The 12,411-nt window shown below is 73.4% G+C and carries 12 protein-coding genes; 8 read left to right on the forward strand and 4 right to left on the reverse strand.

Features of this window, described 5'->3' with window-relative positions; genetic code table 11:
- Positions 1-2: 2 nt before the first annotated feature.
- The 3 genes from sepH to ACIP9D_RS07430 form a co-directional block, all read right to left on the reverse strand.
- Entirely contained in the window at positions 3-1,079 is a 1,077-nt protein-coding gene (gene sepH, locus ACIP9D_RS07420) for a septation protein SepH (RefSeq protein WP_350867874.1), read from the reverse strand.
- Positions 1,080-1,264: 185 nt separating this feature from the next.
- The gene (serC, locus tag ACIP9D_RS07425; RefSeq protein ID WP_350867872.1) at positions 1,265-2,392 is read right to left on the reverse strand and encodes a phosphoserine transaminase; all 1,128 of its coding nucleotides are present in this window, start codon (positions 2,390-2,392) and stop codon (positions 1,265-1,267) included.
- A 300-nt stretch (positions 2,393-2,692) separates the two neighbouring features.
- Positions 2,693-3,799, reverse strand: coding sequence for a citrate synthase 2 (locus ACIP9D_RS07430; RefSeq protein WP_350867870.1), 1,107 nt, complete (start codon positions 3,797-3,799; stop codon positions 2,693-2,695).
- Between the two features lie 283 nt (positions 3,800-4,082).
- Here ACIP9D_RS07430 and pdxH point away from each other — a divergent pair, with 283 nt between their 5' ends.
- The 7 genes from pdxH to ACIP9D_RS07465 all read left to right on the forward strand — a co-directional run bounded on the left by pdxH (position 4,083) and on the right by ACIP9D_RS07465 (position 10,243).
- A complete protein-coding gene (gene pdxH, locus ACIP9D_RS07435; RefSeq protein ID WP_350868802.1) occupies positions 4,083-4,712 on the forward strand; it encodes a pyridoxamine 5'-phosphate oxidase in 630 nt (209 codons plus the stop codon).
- Positions 4,709-6,067: an MFS transporter gene (locus ACIP9D_RS07440; RefSeq protein WP_350867868.1), complete on the forward strand. Its 1,359-nt coding sequence runs from the start codon at positions 4,709-4,711 to the stop codon at positions 6,065-6,067. The genes pdxH and ACIP9D_RS07440 overlap by 4 nt, the downstream gene beginning before the upstream one ends.
- Positions 6,068-6,085: 18 nt before the next feature.
- Entirely contained in the window at positions 6,086-7,015 is a 930-nt protein-coding gene (locus ACIP9D_RS07445; protein ID WP_350867866.1) for an aldose 1-epimerase family protein, read from the forward strand.
- A gap of 26 nt (positions 7,016-7,041) precedes the next feature.
- Entirely contained in the window at positions 7,042-7,644 is a 603-nt protein-coding gene (locus ACIP9D_RS07450) for a nitroreductase family protein (RefSeq protein ID WP_350867864.1), read from the forward strand.
- 188 nt (positions 7,645-7,832) lie between these two features.
- Positions 7,833-8,138: a type II toxin-antitoxin system VapB family antitoxin gene (locus ACIP9D_RS07455; protein WP_350867862.1), complete on the forward strand. Its 306-nt coding sequence runs from the start codon at positions 7,833-7,835 to the stop codon at positions 8,136-8,138.
- Between the two features lie 43 nt (positions 8,139-8,181).
- Positions 8,182-9,357 carry an acyl-CoA dehydrogenase family protein gene (locus ACIP9D_RS07460; protein ID WP_350867860.1) on the forward strand — a complete coding sequence of 392 codons (1,176 nt, stop codon included), beginning with the start codon at positions 8,182-8,184 and terminating at the stop codon, positions 9,355-9,357.
- Between the two features lie 121 nt (positions 9,358-9,478).
- Positions 9,479-10,243 carry a DUF4230 domain-containing protein gene (locus ACIP9D_RS07465; RefSeq protein ID WP_350867858.1) on the forward strand — a complete coding sequence of 255 codons (765 nt, stop codon included), beginning with the start codon at positions 9,479-9,481 and terminating at the stop codon, positions 10,241-10,243.
- A 234-nt stretch (positions 10,244-10,477) separates the two neighbouring features.
- Here the strand turns inward: ACIP9D_RS07465 and ACIP9D_RS07470 are convergent, their stop codons facing one another.
- The gene (locus ACIP9D_RS07470; RefSeq protein WP_350867857.1) at positions 10,478-10,687 is read right to left on the reverse strand and encodes a PspC domain-containing protein; all 210 of its coding nucleotides are present in this window, start codon (positions 10,685-10,687) and stop codon (positions 10,478-10,480) included.
- A gap of 332 nt (positions 10,688-11,019) precedes the next feature.
- Here ACIP9D_RS07470 and ACIP9D_RS07475 point away from each other — a divergent pair, with 332 nt between their 5' ends.
- A complete protein-coding gene (locus ACIP9D_RS07475) occupies positions 11,020-12,390 on the forward strand; it encodes an L-serine ammonia-lyase (RefSeq protein ID WP_350867856.1) in 1,371 nt (456 codons plus the stop codon).
- Positions 12,391-12,411 lie beyond the last annotated feature (21 nt).

Genomic DNA, 12,411 nt, shown 5'->3' on the forward strand with positions numbered 1-12,411 from the left:
GGTCAGGAGGACTCGCGGGCCGCCGGGCCGCTGCCGAAGAGCACGTCGTCCCAGCTGGGCAGGCGCTTGCGCGGCTTGCCCGTGGCGTCGGTCGACTCGCCGCCGGCGGCGGCCGCCGCACCGGTGCGGCGAGGCCGGAGGACCGCCAGCGACGGCACGGCCGGCACCTCCTTGGGCGCGTCCGAGTCGTCGTCGAAGGCGGAGCCGGGGCCACCGCCGAGCAGCGCCGCGGCGCCACCGCCGACGGCCCGCTGCCGGGGCGCGTCGGACCCGGCCAGGGCGGCCGGCGTGCGCGGCTCCAGGCTCCGGCCCGACGACCCGCCGAGCGGCCGGTCGAGGGAGGCGAGCAGGGCGTCGCGGCCGGCGCGGATCGGATCCCGCCCGGGGCGGGCGTGCTCGGCGGGGCCGGGCAGGCCGTGCCCGCCCCGACTCGGCTCGCGCGACGGGCCCGGCAGGGCGTGCCCGCCCCGCTCCGGCGCCGGCTCCTGGCCGAGGATCGGCGTGGGCCGCTCGGCGCAGAGGTATTGCGCCATGTCGTCGTGCGGGGCGACGTTCTGCCGGGTCTTGTCGAGATCCCAGATCGCCTGGGCGGTGGCCTTGCCGGACGGCCAGGTGGCGACGATCCGCCAGGTCCCGTCGTCGCGCCGGTAGGCGTCCCAGGAGATCTTCTCGGTGTCGATGCCGTGCTGGGCCAGCCGACCGTTGACCACCTCGGCCAGCGGGGTCGGCTTCTCCGCGCCCTTGAGCCGGGTGCGGCGGGCGTGCTGGGCCAGCATCGCCCGCTCCTGGAGCACCGGGCCGGCGTAGCGCAGCACCCGGTCGACCGGGACGCCGGCGATCCGCGCGACGTCCTCTGCGGACTCACCCGAGCGGATGCGGGCCTGGATGTCGCGTGGGGACAGTGACGGGGTCGGGTCGGCGGCGGCCGGCGCGACGGCGAGCGGCGGGGCGCCCGGTTCGGCGTGCATCGCGCTCGCGATGCGCTCGTCGATGGGCAGGGCGAGCAGTCGACCCACCTCGTCGGCGAGCACCAAGGCCTGGCCGTCCTCGGAGAGGGCGACGAAGCGTACTGGGCGCATAGCGTTGCCTCCGTCCCGCTTCGCTGGCCGCATGCCACGGGTCGGCCACCCGGGCGTCTCGGACTACCGTACGCTGATCCGCCCTGAGGTGGGAGACGCCACGCCCGCATGTCGTGGATGAGCAGCGGCGATGGTCACGGTGGGTGTCCGCCGCACCGGGCGGTGGACACCCACCGTGACTCTGGTCAGAGTCGCTCGACGACGTAGTCGATGGACGCGGTCAGCGCCTCGACGTCGGCCGGCTCCACGGCCGGGAAGAGCGCCACCCGCAGCTGGTTGCGGCCGAGCTTGCGGTAGGGCTCGGTGTCGACGATGCCGTTGGCGCGCAGCGCCTTGGCGATCGCGCCGGCGTCCACCTCGTCGGTGAAGTCGATGGTGGCGACCACGTTGGACCGCAGCGCCGGGTCGGCGACGTACGGCGTGGCCACCGCCGAGCGCTCCGCCCAGCCGTAGACGACCGCCGCGCTCTCGGCGGTCCGCTTGGCCGCCCAGGTCAGGCCGCCCTGGGCGTTCATCCAGTCGGTCTGCTCGGCGGCCAGGAAGATGGTGGACAACGCCGGGGTGTTGTAGGTCTGCTCCAGGCGCGAGTTGTCGATCGCGGTGACCAGGTCGAGGAACGCCGGGATGTAGCGGCCGGAGGCCTTGATCTCGGTGGCCCGCTCCAGCGCGGCCGGCGACATGAGGGCCAGCCAGAGGCCGCCGTCGGAGCCGAAGCACTTCTGCGGCGCGAAGTAGTAGACGTCGGTGTCGCCGACGTTGACCTCGAGCCCGCCGGCGCCGGAGGTGGCGTCGACCAGCAGCAGCGAGCCCTCGTCGGCGCCGGGCACCCGGGAGATCGGCACCGCCACGCCGGTCGAGGTCTCGTTGTGCGGGGTGGCGTAGACATCAACCCCGGCCTCGGCGACCAGGGTGGGCGCGCTGCCCGCCGCCGACTTGCGAATGGTCGGCTCGCCGAGGAACGGCGCGTCGGAGACCGACTTGGCGAACTTGGCGCCGAACTCGCCGAAGCTGGCGAACTGGGCCCGGTCGCGGACCAGGCCGAAGGTGGCGACCTCCCAGAAGGCGGTGGTGCCGCCGTTGCCGAGCACCACCTCGTAACCCTCGGGCAGGGAGAAGAACTCGGCGATGCCGCGCCGCAGGCGCGCCACCTGGTCACGGACCGTCTTCTGCCGGTGCGAGGTGCCCAGGTAGCTCGTCGCCACCTCGGCGAGGGCGGAGACCGCCGCCGGGCGGACCTTGGACGGGCCGCAGCCGAACCGTCCGTCGGCGGGCTTGATCTCTTCGGGAATCCGGATGGTCGGTGCGTCAGCCACGGTCTTCAAGATCCTTCCGCATGGGCCGTGAGCCCGGTGAGCTGGCGGGCGCGGACCGGCGGCGGGCGTGTGGGCGCGCGGCGGCCGGGATCCGAGCCTGGTCCGGCGGCACTGCCGAGTCTTCATCCTCCCATCCCCTGGCGTTCGTCTCGCCGCTGGTCTCGGCCCCGCTACTGAGGCGTACGCCACAGGACGCCGGGATCCGGGCGCCGCTCTTTCGGCCGGAACGACCCGGGCCGGGGCTGGGGGAAGCGCGAGGGGCCCCGTCCGCGACGGACGGGGCCCCTCGGCGTACGCGGGTCAGACGCCGTGCGGGATGGCGTCCCAGCCCTCGACCTGCTGCGGCCGGCGCGGGCCCGGGCCGACGTAGCGGGCGGACGGGCGGACCAGCCGCTGGAGCTTCTTCTGCTCCAGGATGTGCGCGCTCCAACCGCCCATCCGGGCGCAGGTGAACATCGAGGTGAACATGTGCGCCGGCACCTCGGCGAAGTCGAGCACCACGGCCGACCAGAACTCGACGTTGGTGGCCAGCACCCGGTCCGGGCGGCGGGCCTGGAGCTCGGCCAGCGCGGCCTTCTCCAGCGCCTCGGCGATCTCGAAGCGCGGCGCGCCCAGCTCCTTCGCGGTGCGGCGGAGCACGCGGGCGCGCGGGTCCTCGGCCCGGTAGACCCGGTGGCCGAAGCCCATCAGCCGCTCGCCCCGGTCGAGCACGCCCTTGACGTAGCCCTCGGCGTCGCCGCTGCGCTCCACGGCCTCCAGCATGCTCAGCACCCGCGACGGCGCGCCGCCGTGCAGCGGGCCGGAGAGCGCGCCGATCCCGGAGGAGATGCAGGCCGCGGCGTCCGCGCCGGTCGAGGCGACGATCCGGGCGGTGAAGGTGGAGGCGTTCAGGCCGTGCTCGGCGGCCGAGATGAAGTACGCGTCGACGGCCTTGACGTGCCGCGGGTCCGGCTCGCCACGCCAGCGCTTCATGAACCGCTCGACGATGGTCTGCGCCTTGTCGATCTCCTTCTGCGGCACCGCCGGCAGACCCAGGCCGCGGGCGGACTGGGCGACGAAGGAGAGGGCGGTCACCGAGACCCGGGCGAGGTCCGCGCGGGCCTGCTCGTCGGAGATGTCCAGCAGCTGGTTGAGCCCCCAGTACGGAGCGAGCATGGCGACCGCGGACTGCACGTCGACCCGGATGTCGCCGGAGTGCACCGGCACCGGGAAGGGCTCCGCCGGCGGCAGGCCCGGCCCGAACCGGCCGTCGACGAGCAGCGCCCAGACGTTGCCGAAGGAGACCTGACCGATCAGATCCTCGATGTCGACCCCGCGATAGCGCAGCGCGCCGCCCTCGCGGTCGGGTTCGGCGATCTCGGTCTCGAAGGCTACGACGCCCTCCAGCCCGGGTTTGAAGTCGGCCATGTCGCTCTCCTGGATCTGGTCGGTGCGCCCGGTCAGGCTCAACGCGGCCCAGCCGGCCGAGCACCCTTAGGCGACCCTCAGGGATGTGTTCGGAACATCTTGCCTGCTGAGTAACCGAGTACGCGACCCGCTGCGACTGTGCCGCACACGACATCCCCGGACGCGCATCCCGCCGCCGGCTGGGCAAGACTGGTCGCTACGGGCTGGCCAGCGTCGCAGGGCGGAAGCCGGCCCGGCGAGAAGGAGTGCGAACGTGACGGGCGACACACCCGCCCTGGCCGCGATGCGTAACGAGTACGCCGCGGACCTGGGCCTTTCCGAGGCCGACCTGGCCGGCGACTGGCACAGCCAGTTCGCCCGCTGGTTCGCCGACGCGGTGGCCTTCGGGCTGCCCGAGCCGAACGCGATGGTGGTCGGCACGGCCGACGCCGCCGGCCGGCCGAGCGGGCGGACCGTGCTGCTGAAGGGGCACGACCCGGGCGGGTTCGTCTTCTTCACCAACCACGCCTCGCGCAAGGGCACCGAGGTGGCCGCCAACCCGTACGCCAGCCTGGTCTTCCCCTGGTTCGCCATGCAGCGTCAGGTGGTGGTCGCCGGCACCGTCGAGCCGCTGCCGCGGGCCGAGACGGAGGCCTACTTCGCCACCCGGCCGCGCGGTTCCCAGCTGGGTGCCTGGGCCAGCCCGCAGTCGCAGGTGGTCGCCGACCGGGCTGCCCTGCAGGAGCGCTACCAGGCGGCGGCGGAGCGGTTCGAGGCCGTGCCGTCGATCCCCGCCCCGCCGCACTGGGGTGGGCTGCGGGTCCGCCCCGACTCGGTGGAGTTCTGGCAGGGCCGGGCCGGGCGGCTGCACGACCGGCTGCGGTTCCGCCGCACCGAGGCGGACGCCTGGACGGTCGAACGGCTGGCGCCGTGACGGGAGTGCAACAGGCCCGGGGGCGCGGGGCGCGCCGCTGGGCGATCGACCTGCGGCCGCTCGGGGTGCCCGCGTACCGGCGGCTCTGGCTCGGCAACGGCATCGCGATGTTCGGCTTCCAGTTCACCGCGGTCGCCGTGCCGGTGGAGATGTGGGCGCTGACCGAGAAGTCGCTCTGGGTCGGCCTGCTGGGCATCGCCGGGTTCGTACCGTTGTTGATCTTCGGGCTCTGGGGCGGCGCGATCGCCGACGCCCGCGACCGGCGGCTGGTGCTGCTCGGCGGGTCCGCGCTGCTCTGGGCGTCCACGCTCGGCCTGCTGGCGCAGGCGGTGTTCCGGGTGGGCAGCCCGGTGCTGCTGCTGGTCCTGGTGGCCGTGCAGTCGATCGCCTTCGCGATCAGCTCGCCCGCGCGCAGCGCGATGCTGCCCCGGCTGGTCCCGGCGGAGCTGGTGCCGGCGGCGAGCACGCTGAACTACACCACCTTCACCGCCGCCTCGGTGGTCGGCCCGCTGGCGGCCGGGCTGATCCTCTCCATCTGGGCCGACCCCCAGGTCGCCCTGCCGATCGCGTACGGGGTGGACGCGCTGCTCTTCACCGCGATGGTCTGGGCCGCGCTCCGGCTGCCGGCGCTGCCGCCCGAACCGCACCCGGACGGCGACACCACCCCGGCTCGGGCCGGCCTGGCCAGCGTGGTCGACGGCTTCCGCTACCTGGCCACCACCCCGGTGCTGCTGCTGTCGTTCGCCGTCGACCTGATCGCCATGATCCTGGCCATGCCGCGGGCGCTCTTCCCGGAGATCGCGCACGAGCGGTTCGGCGGCGACGGGTCGGTCGGCTGGCTCTTCAGCGCCATCGCCATCGGGTCGATGCTGGGCGGGCTGACCTCCGGCTGGATCGGTCGGCTCCGCCGACAGGGGCTCGGGCTGGTGGTCGCGGTGGTCGCCTGGGGGCTCGCCATCGCGGCGGCCGGGCTGGCTCACCAGCTCTGGCTGATGATCCTGCTGCTCGGCGTGGCCGGCGCGGCCGACCTGGTCAGCGCGGTGCTGCGGCAGTCCATGCTGCTGGTCTACGCGCCGGACCGGATGCGGGGCCGGCTGCAGGGAGTGAACACGGTGGTGGTCGCCGGCGGCCCGCGCCTCGGCGACCTGCGCGCGGGTGGGATGGCCGCCGGGCTCGGCGGTGGGGTCGCCTGGGTGGCCGGCGGCGTCGGTGCGGCGGTGCTGGTGGTGCTGCTCGCCGTCGCGTTCCCGGCGCTGCTGCGCTACCGGGCGGCGACCTCGTCCGACGGCGCGCAGGGGGACGTCGCGCCGGGCGACGAGCGGGCGGCGACGGCGTCAAGCGGTGACCGAGAGTGACCGGTTAGGGTCGCGGACATGGACACCCCTGACCAGCTCCCGCTCTCGGGCACCCAGTGGACCATCTCCGCGGCCGGCCATGAGGCCGTCATCGTGGAGGTGGGCGGCGGGGTACGGACCTACCGGCACGACGGCGTCGACTACCTCGACGGTTACGCCGCGGACGAGCTCTGCCCCGGCTGCGCCGGGCAGGTGCTGGCGCCGTGGCCGAACCGGATCCGGGACGGGCGGTACACCCTCGGCGAGCAGTCGTACCAGCTGCCGCTGACCGAGCCGGAGCGGCACGTGGCGATCCACGGGCTGGTCAACTGGGTGCGCTGGCAGCTGGTGGAGCAGTCGCCGGACGCGGTGACGCTCAGCTACGACCTGCCGCCCCAGCCGGGCTACCCGTGGCCGCTGCGGCTGATCAGCCGGTGGAGCGTCGGGGCGGACGGCCTGCGCGCCGAGCACGAGGTGCGCAACATCGGTGGCGAGGCTGCCCCGTTCGGCTTCTCCGTGCACCCGTACCTGCAACTGGCCAGGGTGGCGGTGGACGACCTGGCGATGCGGGTGCCCGGTGAGACCCGGATGGTGCTGGACAGCCGGCTGCTGCCGGTCGCCGCGACCCCGGTGGACGGCACCGAGTACGACTTCACCAGCCCGCGCCGGATCGGGGACGCCGTCCTCGACCTCTCCTTCGGTGACGTTGTCCGGGACGCCGACGGCGGTTCGTCGGTGAGCCTGGCCGGGCCGGACGGCGCCTCGGGCGTGACCATCTGGGCCGACCGCGAGTTCGGTTGGTGGCAGGTCTTCACCGGCGACACCCTCACCGGCGTCCGGCACCGCCGCTCCGTCGCGGTCGAGCCGATGACCTGCCCGCCTGACGCGTTCCGCTCCGGTAAGGACGTGATCATGTTGAAGCCGGGGGCGACCTGGCGCGGCGTCTGGGGCGTCCGACCGGGCGCCTGACCGGCCGGCGTCTCGGGAGGATGGGCATGGAGTTCGCCGAGGTGGTCCGGCGACGGCGGATGGTGCGCAACTACGACCCGGACCGGCCGGTCCCGCCCGAGGTGGTGCAGCGGCTGCTCGACCACGCGGTCCGGGCGCCGTCCGCCGGCTTCGCGCAGGGCTGGGGCTTCCTGGTGCTGGAGGAGCCGGCCGACCGGGAGCGGTTCTGGGCGTCGACCACGCCGGAGGGCGGTGGCCGGGAACGGTGGTTGGCCGGCATGCGCCGGGCACCGCTGATCATCGTGCCGCACGCCAACCGGTCGGCGTACCTGGAGCGGTACGCGGAGCCGGACAAGGGTTGGGTGGACCGGTCCACCGAGCGCTGGCCGGTGCCCTACTGGTACGTGGACACCGGCTTCGCCGCCCTGCTGATGTTGCTCACCGCGGTGGACGAGGGGCTCGGCGCCTGCTTCTTCGGCATTGCGCCGCAACGGCTGTCGACCTACCGGGACGCCTTCGGCGTGCCCGAGGAGTACGCGCCGATCGGTGCGGTCACTGTGGGTTACCGGGCGGCCGACCATCGGTCATCTTCGCTGCGGCGCGGGCGCCGTCCGGTCGACCAGGTGGTCCGCCGGGGACGGTGGAGCTGAGCGGTACGCCGGATTCGCCCTGTTGAGGATCGGGCGAGCGGTAGCGAAACTGACATCAGGGAGCAGAACGCGGTGTGCGACAGGCGGTTAGGCTGGCACGGTCATCGGTGCCGCGCCGCGCGGTGCCACGCCGCGACCCGGCACGGCGCCGTCGGTCGGACCGGCCACGGGGAGGGGAGCGTTCCGTCGTGATCTTCAGAGCGGTCCGGGACGGGCGTCCCTACCCGGAGCACAACCTGACGCTCAAGCAGTGGTCGGAGATCCCGCCGCGGCCGCTGCGTCTGGATCAGCTGATCACCACCAAGCGCGAGCTGGCGCTGGACAAGCTCCTCGCCGAGGATTCCACCTTCTACGGCGACCTGTTTCCGCACGTGGTGCAGTGGAACGGCGGCCTCTACCTGGAGGACGGCCTGCACCGGGCGCTGCGCGCCGCGCTCCAGCAGCGCAACCAGATCCACGCCCGGGTGCTGGTGCTCTCCGAGGCGGTCGAGTGACGCGCGGTCGCGCCCCGCGCTGAGCCTTCGTTAGGGTGCTGCCATGAGCTCGCGCCCCAACGCCCCGCTCGACCTGCTCGACCTGGACTCCTCGCTCAGCGAGGAGGAGCGGCAGATCCGCGCCGTCGTGCGCCAGCTGGTCGACGACCGGGTCCGCCCGCACGTGGCCGGCTGGTACGAGGAGGGCCAGGTGCCCGCCCGCGAGCTGGCCCGCGAGTTCGGCAAGCTCGGCCTGCTCGGCATGCACCTGACCGGCTACGGCTGCCCCGGCGCGTCGGCCGTCGCGTACGGGCTGGCCTGCCTGGAGCTGGAGGCCGGCGACTCGGGCATCCGCTCGCTGGTCTCGGTGCAGGGCTCGCTGGCCATGTACGCCATCTGGCGCTACGGCAGCGAGGAACAGAAGACGCGCTGGCTGCCGTCGATGGCCACCGGCGAGGCGATCGGCTGCTTCGGGCTGACCGAGCCCGACCACGGCTCCGACCCGGCCTCGATGACCACCCGGGCCCGCCGCGACGGCGACGACTGGGTGCTCACCGGCGGCAAGATGTGGATCACCAACGCCCCGATCGCCGATGTCGGGGTGATCTGGGCGCGCACCGACGACGGGGTGCGAGGTTTCGCCGTACCGATGGACACGCCGGGCGTGAGCGCGCGGGAGATCCGGCACAAGATGTCGCTGCGGGCGTCGGTGACCGGGGAGATCGTGCTCGACGACGTCCGGCTCCCGGCGGATGCGCGACTGCCCGAGGCGGTCGGGCTCAAGGCGCCGCTGAGCTGCCTCACCGAGGCCCGGCACGGCATCGTCTGGGGTGCGCTGGGCGCGGCCCGCGAGTGCCTGGAGATGACCCTGGCGTACGCCGGCACCCGCACCCAGTTCGGCCGGCCGCTGGCCGGTTTCCAGCTCACCCAGGCCAAGCTCGCCGACATGGCGGTCGAGCTGGAGAAGGGCTACCTGCTGGCGCTGCACCTCGGCCGGCTCGCCGACGCCGGCCGGCTCCGCCCCGAGCAGGTCAGCGTCGGCAAACTGAACAACGTACGGGAGGCGCTGGGCATCGCCCGGCAGTGCCGCACGATCCTGGGCGCCAACGGCGTGTCCGGCGAGTACCCGGTGATGCGGCACGCCAACAACCTGGAGAGCGTGCTCACCTACGAGGGCACGTCGGAGATCCACCAGCTGGTGATCGGGCAGCGGCTGACCGGGATCAGCGCCTTCGCCTGACCCGCACGCCACCCGCGCTGACCTGCGGCGATGTCGCATCGGGCCACTCGGCGCGCGCCTGTCGTACGGCGGACGTACTGTCATTCTCAGACGGCTATGTCTGACGAGGACGGTGAGGGCGATGGCCCGCGACGGTGACAGCAACGAGCCCACCACGGAGTTCCCGGGATACCCCACCGGCGACGCGCTCAAGGTTCGCTCCGACGTCACACCCGAGCCGCCGACGACGCCGCCGAGCTCCTCCGGCGGGCCCGCGAAGGGCCTGCTCTGGGTGCTCGGCGCGGCGGCGCTCGCGGTGGTCGTGCTGCTCGGGGTGCAGGGCAGCGGGCTCTGGCCCAGCTTCCGCAACCCCTTCGCCGAGCAGCAGACCGACCGGAGCCAGCCGACGCTGCTGAAGTCGATCCAGGACCTCAGCCGCTACGTCGCGGCCGAGGGCAACTTCCAGGTGGTGGTCGACCTGCAGACCGACCGGAAGTACGTGCCCGAGTTCCTGCTCAACGAGCGCACCCTCTTCGTGGGGGCGGGCAGCGTCGAGGCGTACGTGGACTTCGCGAAGATCGCCGACGGTGCGGTGGTCGAGTCGGCCGACGGCAAGTCGGTCGAGATCAAGTTGCCGGCGCCGCAGCTCGGCGAGACCAACCTCGACCTGGAGAAGAGCTACGTCTTCGCCGAGAAGCGCGGCCTGCTCAACCGGCTGGGCGACGTGTTCGCCAGCGATCCCAACCGGCAGCAGGAGGTCTACCGGCTCGCCGAGGAGCGGATCACCGCCGCCGCCCGGGACAGCGGGCTCGGTGCCCGGGCCGAGGAGAACACCCGCAAGATGCTGGAGGGGCTGCTCCGCTCGCTCGGCTACGAGCGGGTGACCATCACCTACGTCGCCCCCTGACCGGAGCGCCGACGGCGCCCGCCCCGACGACCCGGGACGGGCGCCGCCGCCTGTCCAACCCCGCCGCGCCCCCGGCCGTCCGCCGCGCCCCCGGCCACCCCGCCGCGCCTTCCTCATGATCCACACAACTTCAGGGAAGTTGCTGCTTCCTCGTCGGCGGAGGCCGCTACTTCAGGGAAGTTGTCCCCTCGATCCGGGCGGCGGGCGGCGGGCGGGCCGGGTCGGTGCGGTCGGTCAGTGGCGGGTGGTGGCCAGGTAGCGGTCCTCGTTCGGCATCAGGAGCCATAGCACCAGGTAGACGATCACCTGGGTGCCGGGCAGCAGCAGCGACAGCAGGAACAGCAGCCGGACGAAGCCGGCGGACACGCCGAACCGCTGAGCCAGGCCGGCGCAGACACCGGCGAACATGCGCCCCTGGCGGGGCCGGACCAGTTTGCGACTCATCGTCGTCACTCCCACTCTGCGGCGGTACGCCGCTCTGAAATCCACGGTAGGAAGGGGTGGCCACCACGCCCTCAGCCCACAGGACGATCGGTGACCCCGGTACCCGTAGGTGATTACCCGGCCCGGCCGGCCCCGACGCTTCGTCGATCGCGTGGGCACGGCTCCCCGGGCGTTCACCCGTGGTCCCGGCGGCGTTCGGTTGGCGGGTGACCTGGGCGGGTAGGCTCGCAGGTTGGGCACCCACACCCCGGGCGCCCGCCGGCCGCCCGGACCCGGGCGGCACGACCGGGCCGGACCCCGCACCACGGGGACGACGGCGAGGAAGCGCAGCCATGATCAGTGTTTTCGACCTCTTCAGCGTCGGCATCGGGCCGTCCAGCTCGCACACGGTGGGGCCGATGCGGGCCGCCCGGACGTTCGTCACCGGGCTCAAGGCCGACGGGTTGCTCGCGGCGACCGCCCGGGTGCAGGCCGAACTCTTCGGCTCGCTCGGCGCGACCGGGCACGGGCACGGCAGCGACCGGGCCGTCCTGCTCGGGCTGGCCGGGGAGGCGCCGGAGACCGTCGACACCGACAGCGTGGCGCCCCGGGTCGCCCGGATCCGCGCCGAGCGGCGGATCGGCCTGCTCGACGCGCACGAGATCGACTTCGACCCGGACCGTGATCTGGTGCTGCACCGTCGACGCTCGCTGCCGTACCACCCGAACGGGATGACCTTCGTCGCGTACGACGACACCGGCGCGGAGCTGCGCTCGCGCACGTACTACTCGGTCGGCGGCGGGTTCGTGGTGGACGAGGCGGCGGCCGGCGCGGACCGGATCACGCCGGACACCACCCGGGTGCGGCACCCGTTCCTCACCGGCGCGGAGCTGCTGAAGATCACCACTGACACCGGCCTGTCGATCAGCGAGGTGATGCTCGCCAACGAGCTCTCCTGGCGCAGCGAGCGCGAGGTGCGCGACGGTCTGCTGGAGATCTGGCGGGTGATGCGCGAGTGCGTGGAGCAGGGCTGCGAGCGCGACGGCGTACTCCCCGGCGGGCTGAAGGTCCGCCGGCGCGCCGCGGAGCTGCGGCGCAGCCTGGAGGCGGAGACCGGCGGCAGCGACCCGCTGCGGGTGATGGACTGGGTCACCCTCTTCGCGCTGGCGGTCAACGAGGAGAACGCCGCCGGCGGCCGGGTGGTCACCGCGCCGACCAACGGCGCGGCCGGCATCATCCCCGCGGTGCTGCACTACTACACCCGGTTCGTGCCCGGCGCCTCCGACGAGGGCGTGGTCCGGTTCCTGCTGGCGGCCGGCGCGATCGGTGTGCTGTTCAAGGAGAACGCCTCGATCTCCGGAGCCGAGGTCGGCTGCCAGGGTGAGGTGGGGTCGGCCTGTTCGATGGCCGCGGCCGGCCTGGCCGAGGCGCTGGGCGGCACCCCCGAGCAGGTGGAGAACGCGGCGGAGATCGGCATGGAACACAATCTCGGTCTGACCTGCGACCCGGTCGGTGGGCTGGTGCAGATCCCCTGCATCGAGCGGAACGCGGTGGCTAGCATCAAGGCGATCACGGCAGCCCGGCTCGCGCTGCGCGGTGACGGGGTGCACGCCGTCTCGCTCGACAAGGTCATCAAGACCATGCGGGAGACCGGCGCGGACATGAAGGTCAAGTACAAGGAGACGGCACGGGGCGGTCTGGCCGTCAATGTGATCGAGTGCTGAGCGCGCCCGACGAGGGGCATA

The sequence above is a fragment of the Micromonospora sp. NPDC093243 genome, from assembly GCF_044753725.1.
GTDB lineage: Bacteria > Actinomycetota > Actinomycetes > Mycobacteriales > Micromonosporaceae > Micromonospora.

What these genes read in the sequence shown, in the direction of transcription:
- sepH (WP_350867874.1), bottom strand. Translation starts at nt 1,079, where the DNA reads ATGCGCCCAGTACGCTTCGTCGCCCTCTCCGAGGACGGCCAGGCCTTG.
- ACIP9D_RS07430 (WP_350867870.1), bottom strand. Translation starts at nt 3,799, where the DNA reads ATGGCCGACTTCAAACCCGGGCTGGAGGGCGTCGTAGCCTTCGAGACC.
- pdxH (WP_350868802.1), top strand. Translation starts at nt 4,083, where the DNA reads ATGCGTAACGAGTACGCCGCGGACCTGGGCCTTTCCGAGGCCGACCTG.
- ACIP9D_RS07445 (WP_350867866.1), top strand. Translation starts at nt 6,086, where the DNA reads ATGGACACCCCTGACCAGCTCCCGCTCTCGGGCACCCAGTGGACCATC.
- ACIP9D_RS07450 (WP_350867864.1), top strand. Translation starts at nt 7,042, where the DNA reads ATGGAGTTCGCCGAGGTGGTCCGGCGACGGCGGATGGTGCGCAACTAC.
- ACIP9D_RS07460 (WP_350867860.1), top strand. Translation starts at nt 8,182, where the DNA reads ATGAGCTCGCGCCCCAACGCCCCGCTCGACCTGCTCGACCTGGACTCC.
- ACIP9D_RS07465 (WP_350867858.1), top strand. Translation starts at nt 9,479, where the DNA reads ATGGCCCGCGACGGTGACAGCAACGAGCCCACCACGGAGTTCCCGGGA.
- ACIP9D_RS07470 (WP_350867857.1), bottom strand. Translation starts at nt 10,687, where the DNA reads ATGAGTCGCAAACTGGTCCGGCCCCGCCAGGGGCGCATGTTCGCCGGT.
- ACIP9D_RS07475 (WP_350867856.1), top strand. Translation starts at nt 11,020, where the DNA reads ATGATCAGTGTTTTCGACCTCTTCAGCGTCGGCATCGGGCCGTCCAGC.